The sequence below is a fragment of the Ensifer sp. CCNWLY38 genome, assembly GCF_037120565.1.
Lineage (GTDB): Bacteria > Pseudomonadota > Alphaproteobacteria > Rhizobiales > Rhizobiaceae > Ensifer > Ensifer adhaerens_H.
Genome location: NZ_JBBBBO010000007.1, coordinates 61,889 through 80,086 on the forward strand (window position 1 = coordinate 61,889; position 18,198 = coordinate 80,086).

The following is an 18,198-nucleotide window of genomic DNA, read 5'->3' on the forward strand; positions in this document are numbered from 1 at the left end:
AGCCAAGTCTCCGGGAAAATGTGAAGTTTTCACAACAGCCCGGAAATCAAGGGCTTCAGGCGGCCGCCGGCGCCGAAAGTAGCGCCTTCAGGGCCGCTTCCGCGCTCGCTTCGCGTTCCGATTTGCGAATGAATCCGCCGCCATAGACGCGCGCATCCTCGCCGACGCCGGAATAGAGCGCGCAGGCCTGGCCGGGCGCGATGCCGGCTTCGCCCTCGGCAAGCTCCACATAGATGCCCTCCTCGTCCATCGCGAGCACGGCAGGCGCCGGCTGGCGGGTGGAGCGCACCTTGGCGAAACAGTCGAAGCCGCGGGAAGCTGCCGCTTCGAGCTCCTCGTCGCCCAGCCAGTTGACGTCGCGCAGATAGACGCGGCGCGTCTCCAGTGCTTCCTTGGGGCCGACGATGACGCGGCGCGAGCGGGCGTCGAGATAAACGACATAGAGCGGCTCGCCGGTCGCAATGCCGATGCCGCGGCGCTGGCCGATCGTGTAGTGCAGGATGCCTTCATGCGTGCCGAGCACGCGGCCGTCGAGATGGACGATCTCGCCGGAAAGCGCTGCATTCGGCTTCAGCTTGGAGACGATGTCGCTGTACTTGCCCTGCGGCACGAAACAGATGTCCTGACTGTCGGCCTTCTGGGCGACGACCAAACCCATCTCTTCGGCGAGCTTGCGCGTTTCGGCCTTCGAAAGATGTCCGAGCGGGAAACGCAGGTAGTCGATCTGTTCCTGCGTCGTCGCAAAGAGGAAATAGCTCTGGTCGCGATCGGCATCCGTCGGCCGGTAGAGCGCCCGCTGGCCGGAATAGCGCGGGTTCGGGCTAGGCCGCGAGCGGATGTAGTGGCCGGTCGCCAGCGCATCGGCACCGAGCTCCTTGGCGGTCGCAAGCAGATCGGCGAACTTGACCGTCTGGTTGCAGGCGACGCAGGGGATCGGCGTCTCGCCGGCGATATAGCTTTCGGCGAAGGGGTTGATCACCGTTTCGCGGAAGCGCGCTTCGTAATCGAGCACATAATGGGGAACGCCGAGCGTTTCGCAGACGCGGCGCGCATCGTCGATGTCCTGACCGGCGCAGCAGGAGCCGGCGCGGTGCACGGCAGCGCCGTGATCGTAAAGCTGCAAGGTGATACCGAGAACGTCGTAGCCCTCGCGTTTGAGCAGGCCTGCGACGACGGAACTATCGACGCCGCCGGACATGGCGACGACGACACGCGTATCTTCGGGCTTGCGGTCAAAATCGAGACTGTTCACGGGATCCAATCCGGCCTTCGGGCGGCAATCCATATGCCAGCCCTGTTTCACGCTTCATGCGATGCTTGGCCGAGGAACTCTCGGCTCACGGCATGCTCGGCTTCTACAGCGCCGCGCGTCTTATCAGACGCGCAAAGGTCGCTGTAGCACTTTGAGGTGCTGCATGTTTCCTTTATTCGGCTACGATTAAAGGAAACATGCGGTAGGCGCCGCGCGTCCAATGAGACGCGCAAAAGGTCGCCGCAGCACTTCATTTCCGCGACATATAGAAACTTGTCCGTCCGGCGGCAAGGCCAGCCGCCATACCCGACAGCGCCGCGCGTCCGTTGGGACGCGTCTTGCCAGCGTCAGATCAGCTTCAGCCGCATGGCGCGGGCGATCGCCTGCATGCGGTTGACGGCGTCGAGCTTGCGGGTCGCGCTCTTGAAGTAGCTGCTGACGGTGTAGGTCGAGATGCCCAAGATGATGGCGATCTCGTCGCTACTTTTGCCCGCAGCCGCCCAGCGCAGGCATTCCACCTCGCGGCTCGACAGCTTCTCGCGTGCTGAATTGCCAGTGTCGAAGGTACGCTCGAGGCATTCGAAAAGCTGGACCAGCGTCAGATAGAGTGTCGCGCATTCGACGCCGACCGGCGCCTCGCGGCGGCCGGACAGCATGGCGATGAAGGGATCACCATTGCTCGTGTGAAGGAGCACGGCGAAATGGCGCGCCATCTCGGGGTGAGCGAGCAGCCGGTGCACCATGGCCTCGTCCACCGGCTTTGCGGCGATATCGAGGAGCTCGGGTCCGCCGGTTACCGGCAGCTTCGTAAACCGCAGCCGCTCGACCAACGTGCTCGACTGGAAGGATTCGCAGGCGTCGTATTGGCGGACGAGCTCAGACGGCCAGTTGCTGAGCACCAGCCGCTCGGAGAAGCGCTGCTGTTCGGCGAGCGGCATGCGCGCGATCATGAAATGGCCAAAACCATAGCGGGCGATCAGCCGCCGCATGAGATGCAGAAGTTCGTATTCGGTGCGGACGGCAGCCGTATCGACGTCCGAAAAAATATCCGCCGCTTCAGCCTCGCGCAGCAAGGCCGGTTCATTCGATTCCTTCATCTGCGATCACCACATCCCCAGGCGCCACCGCGCCCGGTCGAGAGAATACAAAAAACGCCTCAGATCACCTGAGGCATGAACTTCACCCCGGCAAACAAAATACAGCCGCCGCTACCGGCCTGTCCGCGCAAGAAACGCGTCCGGTTGTGAAAACTATGACGATGCACCAAGAATGATTGCGGGAGCGCGCATACGACGCTCATCCTTACTTCGGCGCCTCGTTACCAAGAATTTTAGTTAAAGTGAAATGTGGTAATTGCATGGCTCCCATGACAATTCCGGGATAATCCAGGCTCTTCTCAAAGCAATTCACAAGCATAGGGCGCGCAGCCCCATGAATTGAGTGGGGCGGGCGGTCGAAATGGCGCCCCGCCGAAGTGTCTCAAATTATGAGTAAATTGTTACTTCCTGCTTAGGCAAATGTTAAATGTGGCAGGCTAAGGTCACGGTCATATGGTCTTGAGTTTGTGTAGAGAGTCCCATGACCGAAATGATGCGACCACGTGTAAAATATGTCATCGGCCCCGATGGCAGCCCTCTGACGATTGCGGATCTGCCGCCGGCGAATACCCGGCGCTGGGTGATACGCCGCAAGGCAGAGGTTGTTGCCGCCGTGCGCGGTGGCCTTTTGAGCCTTGAGGAGGCGTGCGAACGCTATACCCTCACGGTCGAAGAATTCCTGTCCTGGCAGTCCTCGATCAACGATCACGGTCTTGCCGGCCTGCGCACCACTCGCATCCAGCAGTATCGCCACTAGTTCGCCCATTACAGGGCCATAGGTCGAGCGGCGGCTTCGGGTTCCCCGGAGCCGCCGCCGTCGTTTCGGCCCGCGGCGAAAGACGGATTGGTGTTGTTTCGGGAACAGTCTGTGTACCGGCGATAGCGGTTTGATGGATTTCGATATCCGGATTTCTGCGCTAGCTTTCGGACAAGGAAAACCGGTTCGCCAAGGAAGGCTGTCATGGAAATCGTACACGAGGAAACTGGATCGCACGGCCGCTACTCGACCGTTGTCGAGGGGCATACCGGGGAAATGACCTATTCGCGCACGTCGCCGCAATTGATCATCGTCGATCACACCCTTGTTCCGGACGCGCTGCGCGGCAAGGGCGTCGGCCAGGCGCTCGCCAAACACGCAATCGAGGAAGCCCGCAAAGGCGGCTGGAAGATCATTCCGCTCTGCCCTTTCATGAAGGCGCAGACGTTGCGGCACCCCGAATGGCAGGATGTCATTCAGGCATGAGACACGGCTGCGGGGCGGCAAGCCTCTCCTGATCTCAACAAACTCGCGCTGATCTCAAAATAAGAAGACCCGCCCGAACGCCAAGGCATCGGGCGGGTCTCTTCGTCTTGTCACGATCGTGCCGGATCGGGTCATGCCAGACGCATGCCCCGACAAGGCTGGAAATATCTGCCCCGAAACGGGCTACCTGCCTGACCAGCGCACAAATTCCCCAAACCGGAACCGACCTGGAGATCAAATCGTCCGTTAGATCAAAGGCTTGCGGCTCGGCTGCGCCCGATCGGGGCGCAAGAGCCGCAACTTATGCCCGCAGGCGGGTCGATGTGTCCCGCTCTTCGAGGGCCGCCGCCTTCGCGTATTCAGCCTGCACTTCTTCGAGCGCGAGCTCGGCAGCATCCTGCTGCGCCTTCAGTTCGCGAATGGAAACCTGAAGATTGTCGGCTCTCTGACGTGCAGCCTTGGCGAAGGTGGGATAGGCGAAGTGCTGGGGATCGGAGATGCCCGACTTCTTTTCCTCGAAAATAATCTGATTTTCCAGATCCTTGGTCATCCGTTCGAACTCAGCCATCATCATCTGAAGCTGGTTCAGTTGACGCTGCTTCTCGCGGACCTGAAACTCCTTCAGGCGGACAAGGCTCTCACGTGCTTTCATACGCAATACTCCCGTGGATAACGAGACCCCGGTTACTGATTTGCCCGCGAGCCGGCCCGAACGGGGCCGGAAACGAAAAATCTTCAGCGATATTAACAAAAGCCTACCGCTGGTAACCTTTCGTTTACGGGCATCGTTAATCATAGGCGTGATGATTTAAGGCTCCGTAAATGCTGAGGCACGAAATGTGACCGCCCTGGCATTAACGAGTCGGAAGAGTCAGATAATGGCATTTCCTCATGTTTCACATGAGATTAGCCGTTCTGGATTCACGTTTGAAATCAGGAGACTGCTAAAAATATTTAACAAACTCGATACACCTTGCCAGAGGGAATCAGAATTTGTTAACCATTTGGTGGCAGCCTCCAAATCAGGCAACGACTGGATCCGTATCGCGTAAGGGTGCCACGACGACCTTGGGCGGCGGAAAAGGGGAAGAATATGCGGGTTCTATTAATCGAAGACGATAGTGCAACGGCTCAGAGCATTGAGCTGATGCTCAAGTCCGAGAGTTTCAATGTCTACACCACCGACCTCGGTGAAGAAGGCGTCGATCTCGGGAAACTTTATGACTATGACATCATCCTTCTCGACCTCAACCTGCCGGATATGTCCGGCTATGAAGTCTTGAGAACGCTGCGTCTTTCCAAGGTGAAGACCCCGATCCTGATTCTCTCAGGCATGGCCGGCATCGAAGACAAGGTCCGCGGCCTGGGCTTCGGCGCCGACGACTACATGACCAAGCCCTTCCACAAGGATGAGCTGGTCGCCCGTATTCACGCCATCGTCCGTCGTTCCAAGGGGCATGCCCAGTCGGTCATCTCCACCGGCGAGCTGATCGTCAACCTGGATGCCAAGACGGTCGAAGTCGGCGGACAGCGCGTCCACCTGACCGGCAAGGAATACCAGATGCTCGAGCTGCTTTCGCTGCGCAAGGGCACGACACTGACCAAGGAAATGTTCCTGAACCACCTTTATGGCGGCATGGACGAGCCGGAACTGAAGATCATCGACGTCTTCATCTGCAAGCTGCGCAAGAAGCTCGCAAACGCTGCCGGCGGCGCCAACTACATCGAGACCGTCTGGGGCCGCGGCTACGTGCTGCGCGAGCCGGATGGCGCCGAGTACGCCGAAACCGCCTGATACCCGCAAGGGCCTGCATGACCCCCGCATGATGCGGGCCCAGAATGTTCACAAAACCCGCCACGAGCGGGTTTTGTCGTTTCTACAGCGCAGCGCGTCTTATCAGACGCCCAAAGGTCGCTGCAGCACTTTAACTTTCTGCATGCCTGACGCCGCTCCCCTCAAAAACGCGCCGGCCCTCTTCGCGCGCACCAGAACCATCCCGGCCGGCGGCAAACACGCAAGAGCCGCGGCAGTGGCCACGGCTTTCATCTCATCCGGAATATGGAGCGTGACGGCTCAGGCCGCCATCGACTGGCTGGCGAAAACGCTGGTCAGGATCTTGCGGTCGAAAGGCTTCAACAGGAAGTCGTCGGCACCGGCCCGTTTGCCGGCCATCATCTTCTTCAGATCCGCCTCGACGACGCAATAATAGATCCGCACCGAAGGGCCGTTCGGGAGCCGTCGGATGTTGCCGATGAGTTCGAGCGCGCCTTCCAGCCCGGCGTCGATGACCAGGATGTTCGGGAGTTCAGCTTCGCAGCGGACAAGCGCCTCGAGGCTGTTCGATGCCTCGTAAACCATGAAGCCCATGCCGGACAGGATACGTTTCCCAACTTTCCGGACGACATCCGAGCCGTCGGCAATCATCAAGCGCCGCATGTCCAACTCCCTTCGCAACTTACCTATACGCGTACTCGCAGGCTTGAAACAACTCTATACAAATTTGGGAAAGAATTCGTTACGGAGTTTGCTTAACGGCGCCTTTCTTCGCCGCATCAACCATCTGAAAACATTAAGTTTTCCAGAAATGGACGCAAGCAGTAAGAAACAGGACGCACACGTGCGGCCCCACGCCAGGGCGCGGAACCGCACGTTTTCAGAACTTTGAACAGAATGGTTTCAGTCGGAAATGAAACCTCAGGCTGCAACGCGGGTGGTGAAGATGATCTCTTCACCGGTCGATGCAACCTCGATCGTCATGCCGGCTTCCTCGCCGAGCAGCACCGTATAGTACGGCTGGATCGAATGCGCGTCGACCGCTTCCTCCGGCGTACCGGACAGCAATTCCGTCAACCGCGGCGGTACGCGCATCATGCGGCCCTTCGCGACCAGGGTGAAGACGGCGTCGAATTCCGGGTTCTCCAGCGTTACGTCGATCGAACCGCCGCGCGGGATCGCCCCATAGGCAATGAGGAAGAGGTTCAGGAGCAGCTTGACCCGGTTCTTGGCGATGATCGCGCGCGGGCCGTGCCAGTTGACCTCGGTCTTCTTTTCGGCAGCGGCGAAATCCTTGGCCGCCTTCTCCGCTTCGCCGGTGTCGATCGAGGCACCGACCGAGCCGGATGCTCCGAATGCGAGGCGGGCGAATTTCAGGCGGACCGAGGCGTTGAGCGCGCTCGTCCGGATCAGGTCCATCGCGTCGGCGTCGGCGCCGCCCTCATCCAGCAGTTCCAGGCCGTTGTTGATGGCACCGACCGGCGAGATGATGTCGTGGCAAACCCGGCTGCACAGAAGCGCGGCCAGATCGGGTCCCGTCAGTGTCAGGTTCGGATTCGTTGCCATCGTGTATCCTTGTTGGTTCCGCCGGCCCACCGCTTGGGGGGCACGCGCCATCGTGACGCCGGTAAAGCCTCACGCGAAAAGACGCAAGTCATGGGCTGCCCGGCGCAGCCGTTCATCAGTGGATCATAATGACACCACATTTGGTAAACCGATTGTTAAGACCATCGGTTCAAATTGCATGGAAATGGTCCAGACCCCTCACTGGCCGTACGGTGATCTGACTGGCGGCCACTGCAAACCCGCAAGCGAGCAATTTTCGCGCCTGACGGAGGAAACGATGCATCAGATCATGAAGGCAGCCACACAGGCCTGCCGTGTTGTCCTGGCCACGCTGTTCCTGGTCGCTGCTGCCCAAACGACGGCGCATGCCCAGTCCGCGAACAACAGCCAATATACGATGCAGGAAATCGTCGATGCCGGTCACGGTTTCTTCGGTGAAACCTCCGGCGGCTTGGCCAAAGTCGTCGAACGCGCCTTCGAGCGCTATGGCCTGCCGAACGGCTACATTCTCGGCCAGGAAGGCTCCGGCGCATTCATCGCCGGTCTCACCTACGGCGAAGGCGAACTCAACACCAAGAACGCCGGCCAGCACAGCGTCTTCTGGCAGGGTCCGTCACTCGGCATCGACTGGGGCGGCCAGGGCAGCCGTGCCATGATGCTCGTCTACAATCTGCCAAGCGTCCCGGCACTCTACAAGCGCTTCGGCGGTGTCTCGGGGTCTGCCTATGTCGTTGCCGGCGTCGGCATGACGGTGCTGACCGACGAACAGATCGTCGTCGTTCCGATCCGCACCGGCATCGGTGCGCGGCTCGGCGTCAATGTCGGCTACCTCAAGATGACCCAAACCCCCACCTGGAACCCCTTCTGAGGTCAGCTGCATAATTCCTTAAATCGGCATCGATATAAGGGCAAAATTATGCAGCAGATCTAAAATGCTACAGCGACCTTCGCGCGTCTAAAGAGACGCGCGGCGCTGTAGTCGGGTCGGCGCAGGCAAAATCCGGCGCCGGAGACTTGCAGCGCACGAAACGTCATGTTTAGTGCAAGAATGCGGAATCAAGAAGCGCCTGCCGGACCGCGAGGTCCGGCAAGCGCTCCGGTTCCGATACAGTTTTGAAACGGCCAGCTCGTGATCCAATTCGCGCTTCTCTTTGCCCTGGGCTTTCTGACGGCGATCATCATCGGTCTGCTGGTCGCACCGGCGATCCACCGCCGCATCGTGCGCTTTGCCGAAGATCGACTGAAGGCCACCATGCCGCTCAGCCCGCAGGAGGTGCGCGCGCAGAAGGACGCTGCCCGGGCGGCCTACGCCGCTGAAAACGCGCGGACGCAGCAGGCCCTGAAGCGCGAGCGCGACAAGGGCGTGTCGCTGATGCTTGCCAACGAGAAGAGTTTGCACGAGGCACGGCGCCTTGGCGGCGAGAATGCCGACCTGCATGCGCAGCTTGCCGACATGAACGTCGAAGCGGCGGACATGCGCTCTGCCATCCGGCAATTCGAGCAGCGCCTGGAACGGATGAAGGCAACGCTCGACAGCGTCGAGCGCGACAATGCCGGAAAATCCGACGAGATACAGAAGCTCGGCGTCCACCTCGCCCAGCATGCCGCCGAAATCGACAATCTCAAGATCACCCTGGTGGCGCGCGAGACCGAGGTCGAGCATCTGAAGAGCCGGATCGCCACGCTGCGCGACGAGCGCGAAGCCCTGCGTGGCGATCTCAAGGCCGAGACGACCCATGCCAAGGAAATGGAGCTTCGCCTTTCTCGCGACGAAACGCGGCTACACCGGCTGGAAGACAAGCTGGCGCGCGAGATGGCAACCAGCGCCGACCGCGAAAGCGCACTCGAGCGGCGCGCGGGAGAAATCGAACGGTTGAAGACCAAGGTGAAGGATACCAATCAGGAAATGCGCGATGCAGCCAAGGCTCTGCGCGCCGCGGGCATCGCCTTCCCGCTGAGGAAGGAACGCCGGCCGGCCACCGAACAGGCTGCCAACGGTTCCGTATCCCCGCCCGATCAGCCGGCCAGCGAAATTGCTGGCTCTGCAGCCGCCGATGATCTGCGCAACCGCGCCACCGCGCTTTCCGAACGTCTGACCAATTCGAAGTCCGCCAATCATGACGATGCCCTGCGTGACGAGGTTGCGGCAATCGCCGCCGGCATGGTCGCCTTGACGGCGACGAACGAAGGCCCCTCTTCCCCCATCCCCAATCTGTTGGCGGGTGAAGAGCAAGAACAAGGCACGGCCAAGCGAGAGAGTTTGGCGAAGCGGGCGAAGGACATTCTGCCGCGCGAATAGAGCCCGTTGGGCGTGCAGAAGGTTGACGCCTTTGGCCCAGTACTGGTCGCCAGGTCACGGGATCGAGCCATCTCCTGCTGTCACCGGAAAGCCTGGGAACCTTGAGTGTCAGATGCGGCCGTTGATCAGCGCCACCTGGTGCAGGGCAATGCCGGCAGCCGTGGAAACATTGAGGCTATCGAGGCCCGGGCGCTGGCGGATGCGCGCCGTGCGGATCGAGGTCAGCACCGATTGCGGCAACCCCTCCCCTTCGGTCCCCATGAGAAGCACCGTGCGCGCCGCCGGGGGGATCGCGCCAAGATCGGTTTCTCCGGCGGGAGAGAGCCCCCAGATCGCAAAGCCCGCCTGCTGCAGCCGCTCCAGCATGGCGGCCACGGAACCTTCGCGCGCAAAGGGCACCGTCAGCACCGAGCCGACGGAGACGCGGATCGCCTTGCGATACATCGGGTCGCAGCTCGTCTCATCCATCACCACGGCATCGACCCCGAAGGCCGCCGCGTTGCGGAAAAGCGCTCCCATGTTGTCGTGATTGGAGATGCCGCAGGCCGCCAGCACGAGGCTCGACGCCGGCAGCGAAGCGATTAGGGCATCGCGACCGGGCGCGCCTTCGCGGCGACCGAGCGCGAGCACGCCCCGGTGCATGTTGAAGCCGGCGATCGCATCGAACACCTGCGCGTTCGCCACATAGACGGGCACCGTCGACGGAAATCGTTCGAGGATATCCTGAACGCCGGCAAGACGGTTTTCGAGCAGCAGGATCGCCTCGGCAGCAAAGCCGCGCCCGACTTCGTGTGCCGCCGCCAGCATGCGCAGCACCACGGTTCCTTCGGCGATGAAGCGGCCCTGCCGTCCGGTCAGGTCGCGCTCCTTGATCGAAACGAAGCCGGCAATCCTGGGATCGGCGGCGTCGTCGATGCGCTGGACGGGCGGGAGGGCGCTCGCCATGCCGTCAGTTGGTCCTGACGGTGATGTCGGCGACGATGCGGCCGGCGCCGATATCGAACACGATGGCGCGCGGCTCCGATCCCGGCAGGTTGCCGTAGAAGAGCACCTGGGAGCCGGAGAGCGCCACGTTCGTGACGGTGAAGCCGGCGGGCAGTGCTGCGACCGCATTGACGGGCGCCTCGCTCGGAACGACGGCCGTGGCGGCCTGAACAGGCGCCTTCGCGTCCGTGCGCGTCAGCTTGTAGACAATCGTCCCAAGGACGGCCATAAGCATGACCAACATGACGCCGGCCGAGACGAGCTGAAGCTTCACCATCTTGCGGCGGACATTTTCCATGGCCGGATCTAGCGGCTTGTCTTCCTGGTCATCGGGCTCGATTGCGGTCATGGTTGGCCTTTTTTCGGATTTGAACGGAATGAACGACCCCTTTAAACAAGCGACGGCCAATAGGAAAGTCCTGACGGCGGGCGAGGATGCCGCGGGACGCCTGGATTCCTTCCTGACGGACGCACTTTCGGGTGAATTCTCCCGCAACCGGATCAAGGGCCTGATCGCACAGGGAGCGGTGTCGATCAACGGCAAGCCCGTGACCGAAGCGAAGAAGAAGGTCCATCCCGGCGATGTCTTCGAGATCGATCTGCCCGAACCGGAAGATCCGGAGCCGAAGGGCGAGGATATCCCGCTCGACGTGCTCTATGAAGACGACGACCTGATCGTGCTTTGCAAGCCCGCCGGCCTCGTCGTGCATCCCGGCGCCGGCAACTGGACCGGCACGTTGGTCAATGCGCTCATCCATCATTGCGGCAGCAGCCTGTCGGGCATCGGCGGCGTCAAGCGCCCGGGCATCGTCCATCGCCTCGACAAGGAGACGAGCGGCGTCATGGTCGTCGCCAAGAACGACGCCGCGCACCGCCATCTCTCGGAGCAGTTTGCCGACCACGGCCGCACCGGCCCGCTCGAACGCGCCTATCGGGCCGTCGTCTGGGGCCGCCCGCGGCAGCTGAAGGGTACGATCGACGCCCCACTCGGGCGTGCCGCCGAGCGGACGAAACGCGCGGTGAAGCGCGAAGACAGCGACGATGCCCGCGAAGCCATCACCCACTACGAGGTCGTCGAGCGCTATCTCGAAAAGCCCGATGGCACCTCCCTGGCGTCGACGTTGGAATGCCACCTCGAAACCGGGCGCACGCACCAGATCCGCGTGCACATGGCCCATATCGGCCATCCGCTGATCGGCGATCCGGAATACGGCGCCGCCTTCCGCACCAAGGCGAATTTGTTGCCGGATGCGGCCAAGGCCGTCGTCAATCAGTTTCACCGCCAGGCCCTGCACGCCTTCATGCTGCAGTTCGAACATCCGGCGACCGGCGAGACCATGCATTTCGAAGCACCGATGCCCGTTGACATGGAGCAACTGATCGAGGCCCTGCGCAGCGAAGTATGATCGTGCCCTTGAATTCCGGTGTCCGGATTCCAATCTAAGGCTCAGTCTCTGTTCGTGACATTTCTGTCGCCCGGCGTCACAGATTGGTGAAACCGGACTCCTTGAATCATGCTTTCGCCGCACTTATTTTCTAGGCTCGTGGGGTCTTGACGAAGACCCACATGCCCGGCTTGCCGACCGGAGGCCGGAGACGACAAAGGGGGGTGCTTCATATGGCCCGAAACAATTTGCCGACCATTGCCGCTGGAGAAGGCGGTCTCAATCGTTATCTCGACGAAATCCGCAAGTTTCCGATGCTGGAACCGCAGGAAGAGTACATGCTCGCCAAGCGGTACCAGGAGCATGACGACCGCAAAGCAGCGCACAAGCTGGTCACCAGCCACCTTCGTCTCGTCGCCAAGATCGCGATGGGCTATCGCGGCTACGGCCTGCCGATCGGCGAAGTCGTATCCGAAGGCAATGTCGGCTTGATGCAGGCCGTCAAGAAATTCGAGCCCGATCGCGGCTTCCGCCTTGCCACCTACGCGATGTGGTGGATCAAGGCGGCGATCCAGGAATATATCCTGCGCTCGTGGTCGCTGGTGAAAATGGGCACGACCGCCAACCAGAAGCGGCTGTTCTTCAACCTGCGTCGCCTCAAGGGCAAGATTCAGGCGCTCGACGAGGGCGATCTGAAGCCCGAACAGGTCAAGGAAATCGCCACCACGCTCAAGGTGAGCGAGGACGAAGTGGTTTCGATGAACCGCCGCCTCTCCGGTGACGCTTCGCTCAACGCGCCCATCAAGGCGAGCGAAGGCGACTCCGGCCAATGGCAGGATTGGCTTGTCGACGATCACGACAACCAGGAAGAAATCCTGATCGAACAGGACGAGCTTGAAAACCGCAGGGCGCTGCTCGCCAATGCGATGAAGGTGCTGAACGACCGCGAGCGCCGCATCTTCGAGGCGCGTCGCCTGACCGAAGAGCCGCTGACGCTCGAGGATCTTTCGGCCGAGTTCGACATCAGCCGCGAGCGCGTGCGGCAGATCGAGGTTCGTGCCTTCGAGAAGGTCCAGGACGCCGTGCGCAAGGCCGCTCTCGAGCGCGCCAATGCATTGCGGGTCGTCGAGGGCGCATAACGCCCTTCACGGTTTTTGGGCGCCAACCGCTGCCCGTCATCGATAAAAGCCAAATGAAAAACCCGGCGGATCGCTCCTGCCGGGTTTTTCTTTGTCCTGTCCGACCGCGCTTGCTTACTGGCTGTTGGTCGCCGCGTCCGTTGCCGGCGCGGCCGTCCAAGCGCGCATCGCCTGGTTGAAGGCGTCGGTTCCGCTCGGCCCCTTCTCCAGCGTCAGCAGTGCCCGGCGCCCGTTCCTGTAGGTCAGCGGAATGTCGATCCAGCTCCGGCTGCGCAGCAATTCGATGTTGTTGCCGATCGCGTCCTTCGAATCGTTGAGCGCGATCATATGGAAATCGTCGGTGATCTTGGCCGGAACCGCAATCAGCGCATCGCCGCGGTCCTGCTCCGTACGCTTCATCGAAACGCGCTGAACGCTGTCGATCGCGCCGCCTTCGAAATTCGGCGGGAGCGAGAAGACGAATTCGATGACATGGCTGGCCGGCAACGACTCGTCGGCGTTGCGCTTGATCGTCATCAACGCGGTCAGACCCCGGTCCGGAATGGTGATCTGCGCCTGGATGGCCGGTTCAGGCTTGGCGTCGCCACCAGGCGATTCTTCCTTTACCGACCACGCAACGGTACCCGGAATGGCCGTCGGCGAAGACTGGCCGAGACGCTCTTCGTAGAGGAACATCTTCTCGCCATTGGCGATCGCAATCTCCGGCGTCGTCGGCTGACCACCGGTCTGCTGGCCAGCAGGCGGCGTGCCTGCTGCCTGTCCGGCCGATCCACCCTGGACAGTGGCCGTTTCGACGGGCTTGCTCGCCTCTGTCTGCTGTGCCACGGACTTGCCTTCCTGCGCAGCGCTCTCGCCGCTTGCGGTGGCAGGTCCATTGTCGACTTCGGAGCCGTCACCAAGAAGGCGTTGGGTGAACTTGGTCGAGCTGTTGTCCGGGACCGCCGTGTCGTCGTGCTGCGCCGGTTCCTGCTGCGTCGATTCTCCCTGGGTTTCCGCCGGTGGAGCGCCCTCTTGTGCCGGCGATCCACCGATGTTTGAAACGGCCGAGGTGACCGATGCCACGATGCCTGAAAGCCAGGCATTGCCGGCTTCCCGGTTCTGCCAGTAGGCGAAGCCGCCACCGCCAAGCGCCAGCAAAGTGACTGCAGCGATGGCGAGGCGCTTGATGCTGAAGCGCGATGGCTTCGGGGTGGCCCGGTAAGATGCCGGCCGCGATGCCGCGGGCGCCGGTGCCTCGGCGCCACGTTCGGGCTCACGCGCAGCCGTCGATGCTGCTGCACCCGCCGTCGCCGCAGCAGTGGCACCTTCGAAACCGAGCAGGTCGTCGATGTGGTCCCAAGCCGTGCCCGCACGATCTTGCTGGCTCTGAGCTGTCTCGGTCGAGGCGGCCTGTCCGGTCTTCTCGACCGGCCAGGACCAATCGGCAATCTCCGGCTCAGCGCTCTTTTCGGTTCGCCGTTCCTCCAAAGGCGCAAAGGGGTCGTTGTCGTCGAACGACCAGTTGCGCGCGGCGTCAGCCTTGGGGAGTTCTGCTTCGGCCCTCGGGGTCTCCGCCGGCACATCCTGTTGCAACTCTTCCACCGGATGCATGCCAAGAAGCTCGGGCGTATGGGCCGGCTCTTCTTCGCCCACCTGCTGGTCCGTAGGAGCGGCGTGCGTTGCTACTGGAGAGGCGGTTTCCCATTCCGGCAGATCCCACTCCGGGACGGCCGACTTTTCTTCGGCGGGCACCGCCGGAGCCTCATCCCACGTCGGCTCTTCAACAGACCGGGGTTCCTCGTCGATCGACGGAGGAACAACCGTCTCTTCATAGGTCTCGACCGGAGCGGGCTCCGAATATTCCGCAGCCTCGTAAACCGGGGCATCTGGCTGCGGCTCTGCAACGTCGGGGACGCCAGGCTCCTCTACCGGAGCCTCGGTCGCTTCGACATGTTCCGCAACCGGCTCTTCCGCAACCGGCTCTGCCGGCGCTACCTCCGCGGCTTCGACGTAGTGTTCGGCGGGCTGCGTCGGCTCCTCGTAAACCACGGTGTCGTGGTCACGTGCCGCAGTGCTTTCCGCTTCCGGAGCCGCTTCCTCGGCAACCGCAACCGGCTGGCTTTCATCAACCGGCTCGGGCTGCGCTTCGGGCTCCGAAACGACGTCGTCGGCTGGCGGCTCGGCGGCTACGGCTTCGGTCGCCTCCTCCACCACCTCCGTCTCTTCGAGCGCGGGCAAGGCTTCGGCATATTCGCTGTCGACCTCGACGATGGCGTTTTCGAGTTTCGCCAACTGGCGATTGATCATGTCGTCCGACGGACGCGGGTTCATGTTTTCGAGTTGGCGGCGCACGGCTGCGCGCGCCTTCTCGTATACCCTGTCCCGCATTTCAGGTGTGTTTTCCGACAGGCCGTCAACGGTCCTGCGAATAACTGCAACAAAATCCGCCATTAGTACTTTCTCATACGCCCAGGTATGTCGTTGCGATCACGACGCAATGTCATTTCGCCGACACTAGTCCTCAAAGGGGTCCGTCACAAGTATTGTGTCGTCCCGCTCGGGGCTGGTCGAAAGAAGAGCAACCGGCGCACCGATCAACTCTTCGACCTGGCGAACGTATTTGATCGCTTGCGCCGGAAGCTCCGCCCAGCTGCGTGCGCCGACCGTCGATTCCTTCCAGCCTTCGAGTGTAATATAGACTGGCTTTGCCGAAGCTTGCTGCGCCTGGCTTGCCGGCAGATGGTCGATCTGCTGTCCGTCCAGAGTATAACCGACGCAGATCTTCAGTTCGTCGAGACCATCGAGCACGTCGAGCTTGGTGAGCGCGATGCCGGTGATGCCATTGGCGGCGACCGACTGGCGCACCAGCGCCGCGTCGAACCAGCCGCAGCGGCGCTTGCGGCCCGTGACCGTGCCGAACTCATGACCCTTTTCGCCGAGGAACTGGCCGATTTCATCGGTGAGTTCGGTCGGGAACGGGCCCTCACCGACGCGCGTCGTGTAGGCCTTGGTGATGCCGAGGATATAGCCGAGAGAGCCCGGGCCCATGCCCGAGCCGGCAGCAGCCTGGCCGGCAACCGTGTTCGACGAGGTGACGAACGGATAGGTGCCGTGGTCGATGTCGAGCAGCGTGCCCTGCGCGCCTTCGAACAGGATGCGGGCACCCTTGCGACGTGCCTTGTCGAGCAGCACCCAGACGGTGTCCATGAACGGCAGCACCTTGGCGGCGACAGAAGAAAGCTCCTGCATGATCGCCTCGTGGCTGATCTCCGCTTCACCGAGACCACGGCGCAGCGCGTTGTGGTGGGTCAGCAGGCGGTCGACCTTGGCCGGCAACGTATCGAGGTCGGCGAGGTCCATGACACGGATGGCGCGACGGCCGACCTTGTCTTCGTAGGCCGGGCCGATGCCGCGGCGCGTGGTGCCGATCTTCGTGCCGCTGTTGGAGGCCGCATCTTCGCGGATGCCATCGAGCTCGCGGTGCAGCGACAGGATCAGCGTGGCATTGTCGGCGATGCGCAGATTGTCCGGCGTGATCGCAATGCCCTGCTTGCCGAGCTTGTCGATTTCGGCGATCAGCGCGTGCGGGTCGATGACGACGCCATTGCCGATGACGGCAAGCTTGCCGGGACGCACGACGCCGGAAGGCAGGAGCGACAGCTTGTAGCTGACGCCGTCGATTACCAGCGTATGGCCGGCATTGTGACCGCCCTGAAAGCGCACGACGATATCCGCGCGCTCGGAGAGCCAATCCACAATCTTGCCTTTGCCTTCGTCACCCCATTGGGAGCCGACCACTACGACATTCGTCATAATTCTCTTCCTGTGCAGGCGCGCAAACGAAGCTGCGCTGTTCTCAAACCCGCGCATCTATACTGTGTTGTCATCTGGAAAGCGACCCCGTTATATCAAGCGTTCCGCCCTTTTTGCATGACAAGGCCGGGATTTAGCGCCTATATCTTCGTCTCTCCCGCCATCGCGACAACAGGTCGCCCATCCCCGCACAGGTCTGAGCATCGTGAATTCCAGGGCCTACTTCTATCTCTGCGTCACCGCACTCTTTTGGGGCGGCAATTCCGTCGCCGGCAAGATGGCGGTCGGCCACGTGAGCCCGATGATGCTGACGACCCTGCGCTGGGTCTTTGCGCTGGTCGTCATCCTGGTGCTGATGACGCCGCAGATCCGACGCGACTGGGACAAGATTCGCAAGCACTGGCTGCAGCTTCTCGCCTATGGCGCGATCGGTTTCACCACCTTCAACGCTCTGCTCTATTCGGCGCTGAAATATACGAGCGCCATCAACGCCGTCATTCTCCAGGCCGGCATTCCGATGTTGATCTTCCTGTTCAACTTCGTGCTGTTTCGCACGCGGGCGTCGATCGCCCAGGTGATCGGCTTTACCGTCACCCTGATCGGCGTGTTGGTGACTGCAGCCCATGGCGACATTTCAAGCCTGTTGACGCTCGAGTTCAATTTCGGCGACGCGTTGATGATCATCGCCTGCGTCGTCTATGCCGGCTATACCGTCGCACTGCGCTACAAGCCGACGATGCACTGGCAAAGCTTCATCGCGGCGCCTGCCTTCGGCGCGCTTCTAAGCGCCCTGCCGCTGCTCTTCTGGGAAATCGGCACGGGCACGGCGATCGCGCCGGATGCCACCGGCTGGATCATCGTTCTCTATGCGGCGATCTTCCCCTCGCTGATGTCGCAGGTGCTCTATGTCCGCGGCGTCGAGATGATCGGTGCCAACCGCGCCGGCCTGTTTATCAACGCCATCCCCGTCTTCGGCACCCTGCTTTCGGTGCTCCTGATCGGCGAGACGTTCCATCTTTTCCATCTGGTCGCGCTGCTCCTGGTGCTGGGCGGCATTGCGATTGCCGAAAAGGGGCGACCGAAGAACTGAAGTGAGGGCCAGACGCCGCGGCTTAGGACAGCGCCTGCCGCATGTAGACGGCGTCCTCGCCATAGCTTGAGAGCTTTTGCGTCAGCCAAGCGTCCATGTGAACGCTAAAGCCTTGCCGGGCCCAGAAGCCTTGCGAGCCGTTGACCGACACCAGCGACATGGAACGAAAGCCTTCGCGCCGCGCAATCTCTGCAAGCTTCGGCACGATGTTGCCGCCCGCACCCGATCCGCGCGTTTCCGGCATGAGTGCAAGGTCGTGGATGTACCAGGTATCAGCGGCAGCCGGCAGCGCGCCAAGTTTGGTGTTCAGGGCCGGCGGTAAACCTTCGAGCCAGGGGTGGCTCAGCACATAGCCCTGTGCGGCATCGCCTACTTCCAGCATGAAGCAACCGGCAGGACTCAAGGCGATGCGGTCAGCAAGTACCGCATCGTCCTCGGGAAAGGCCTGGTGAACCACAAGCTGGATCTCCGATACGGAGGCAAGATCGGGCAGGCTTGCCTCGCGCCAGCGGAATGTCATTTCGGTCATTTCTCGTCACATGCGTTCGAAACAGGAAAACGCACCGGCGGTCGGCCG

The 18,198-nt window shown here is 61.7% G+C and carries 18 protein-coding genes; 8 read left to right on the forward strand and 10 right to left on the reverse strand.

Annotated elements, in window-relative coordinates; genetic code table 11:
• Positions 1-55 precede the first annotated feature (55 nt).
• Entirely contained in the window at positions 56-1,285 is a 1,230-nt protein-coding gene (gene mnmA, locus V7S54_RS16340) for a tRNA 2-thiouridine(34) synthase MnmA (RefSeq protein ID WP_336408649.1), read from the reverse strand.
• Positions 1,286-1,599: 314 nt separating this feature from the next.
• A complete protein-coding gene (locus V7S54_RS16345) occupies positions 1,600-2,349 on the reverse strand; it encodes a helix-turn-helix transcriptional regulator (protein ID WP_057254719.1) in 750 nt (249 codons plus the stop codon).
• 481 nt (positions 2,350-2,830) lie between these two features.
• Between V7S54_RS16345 and sciP the strand changes: the two genes are divergently transcribed.
• Both sciP and V7S54_RS16355 read left to right on the forward strand, forming a co-directional pair.
• Entirely contained in the window at positions 2,831-3,106 is a 276-nt protein-coding gene (sciP, locus tag V7S54_RS16350) for a CtrA inhibitor SciP (RefSeq protein ID WP_003527546.1), read from the forward strand.
• Positions 3,107-3,310: 204 nt separating this feature from the next.
• A complete protein-coding gene (locus V7S54_RS16355; RefSeq protein WP_065375295.1) occupies positions 3,311-3,592 on the forward strand; it encodes a GNAT family N-acetyltransferase in 282 nt (93 codons plus the stop codon).
• 301 nt (positions 3,593-3,893) lie between these two features.
• Here V7S54_RS16355 and V7S54_RS16360 read toward each other — a convergent pair whose 3' ends face one another.
• Positions 3,894-4,244: a flagellar export protein FliJ gene (locus V7S54_RS16360; RefSeq protein WP_057254717.1), complete on the reverse strand. Its 351-nt coding sequence runs from the start codon at positions 4,242-4,244 to the stop codon at positions 3,894-3,896.
• Between the two features lie 441 nt (positions 4,245-4,685).
• Between V7S54_RS16360 and ctrA the strand changes: the two genes are divergently transcribed.
• Complete coding sequence (gene ctrA / locus V7S54_RS16365) at positions 4,686-5,387, forward strand: response regulator transcription factor CtrA (RefSeq protein ID WP_025424706.1); 702 nt, start codon at positions 4,686-4,688, stop codon at positions 5,385-5,387.
• 279 nt (positions 5,388-5,666) lie between these two features.
• Here ctrA and V7S54_RS16370 read toward each other — a convergent pair whose 3' ends face one another.
• Together V7S54_RS16370 and chpT are read right to left on the reverse strand one after the other, a co-directional pair.
• Positions 5,667-6,029 (reverse strand): response regulator, encoded by a 363-nt coding sequence (locus tag V7S54_RS16370; protein ID WP_057254716.1) that lies wholly within the window; start codon positions 6,027-6,029, stop codon positions 5,667-5,669.
• Between the two features lie 258 nt (positions 6,030-6,287).
• Positions 6,288-6,932 (reverse strand): histidine phosphotransferase ChpT, encoded by a 645-nt coding sequence (chpT, locus tag V7S54_RS16375; protein WP_057254715.1) that lies wholly within the window; start codon positions 6,930-6,932, stop codon positions 6,288-6,290.
• 277 nt (positions 6,933-7,209) lie between these two features.
• Here chpT and V7S54_RS16380 point away from each other — a divergent pair, with 277 nt between their 5' ends.
• Together V7S54_RS16380 and V7S54_RS16385 are read left to right on the forward strand one after the other, a co-directional pair.
• Positions 7,210-7,800 carry a DUF1134 domain-containing protein gene (locus V7S54_RS16380; RefSeq protein WP_057254714.1) on the forward strand — a complete coding sequence of 197 codons (591 nt, stop codon included), beginning with the start codon at positions 7,210-7,212 and terminating at the stop codon, positions 7,798-7,800.
• A 261-nt stretch (positions 7,801-8,061) separates the two neighbouring features.
• Complete coding sequence (locus V7S54_RS16385; RefSeq protein ID WP_065375294.1) at positions 8,062-9,231, forward strand: hypothetical protein; 1,170 nt, start codon at positions 8,062-8,064, stop codon at positions 9,229-9,231.
• 108 nt (positions 9,232-9,339) lie between these two features.
• Here the strand turns inward: V7S54_RS16385 and V7S54_RS16390 are convergent, their stop codons facing one another.
• Both V7S54_RS16390 and V7S54_RS16395 read right to left on the reverse strand, forming a co-directional pair.
• Complete coding sequence (locus V7S54_RS16390) at positions 9,340-10,176, reverse strand: TrmH family RNA methyltransferase (RefSeq protein WP_336408648.1); 837 nt, start codon at positions 10,174-10,176, stop codon at positions 9,340-9,342.
• A gap of 4 nt (positions 10,177-10,180) precedes the next feature.
• Complete coding sequence (locus tag V7S54_RS16395) at positions 10,181-10,564, reverse strand: hypothetical protein (RefSeq protein WP_057254711.1); 384 nt, start codon at positions 10,562-10,564, stop codon at positions 10,181-10,183.
• Positions 10,565-10,592: 28 nt separating this feature from the next.
• Here V7S54_RS16395 and V7S54_RS16400 point away from each other — a divergent pair, with 28 nt between their 5' ends.
• Both V7S54_RS16400 and rpoH read left to right on the forward strand, forming a co-directional pair.
• Positions 10,593-11,621 (forward strand): RluA family pseudouridine synthase, encoded by a 1,029-nt coding sequence (locus V7S54_RS16400; RefSeq protein ID WP_065375351.1) that lies wholly within the window; start codon positions 10,593-10,595, stop codon positions 11,619-11,621.
• Positions 11,622-11,833: 212 nt separating this feature from the next.
• Positions 11,834-12,739: an RNA polymerase sigma factor RpoH gene (gene rpoH, locus V7S54_RS16405; protein WP_057254710.1), complete on the forward strand. Its 906-nt coding sequence runs from the start codon at positions 11,834-11,836 to the stop codon at positions 12,737-12,739.
• 114 nt (positions 12,740-12,853) lie between these two features.
• Here rpoH and V7S54_RS16410 read toward each other — a convergent pair whose 3' ends face one another.
• On the reverse strand, positions 12,854-15,169 hold the full coding sequence (locus V7S54_RS16410) for a hypothetical protein (RefSeq protein ID WP_336408647.1): 2,316 nt from the start codon (positions 15,167-15,169) through the stop codon (positions 12,854-12,856).
• Positions 15,170-15,232: 63 nt separating this feature from the next.
• The gene (locus V7S54_RS16415; protein ID WP_057254708.1) at positions 15,233-16,531 is read right to left on the reverse strand and encodes an adenylosuccinate synthase; all 1,299 of its coding nucleotides are present in this window, start codon (positions 16,529-16,531) and stop codon (positions 15,233-15,235) included.
• A gap of 205 nt (positions 16,532-16,736) precedes the next feature.
• Between V7S54_RS16415 and V7S54_RS16420 the strand changes: the two genes are divergently transcribed.
• A complete protein-coding gene (locus V7S54_RS16420) occupies positions 16,737-17,621 on the forward strand; it encodes a DMT family transporter (protein ID WP_065375291.1) in 885 nt (294 codons plus the stop codon).
• A gap of 22 nt (positions 17,622-17,643) precedes the next feature.
• Here V7S54_RS16420 and V7S54_RS16425 read toward each other — a convergent pair whose 3' ends face one another.
• Positions 17,644-18,150: a GNAT family N-acetyltransferase gene (locus tag V7S54_RS16425; protein ID WP_065375290.1), complete on the reverse strand. Its 507-nt coding sequence runs from the start codon at positions 18,148-18,150 to the stop codon at positions 17,644-17,646.
• Positions 18,151-18,198: the final 48 nt, after the last annotated feature.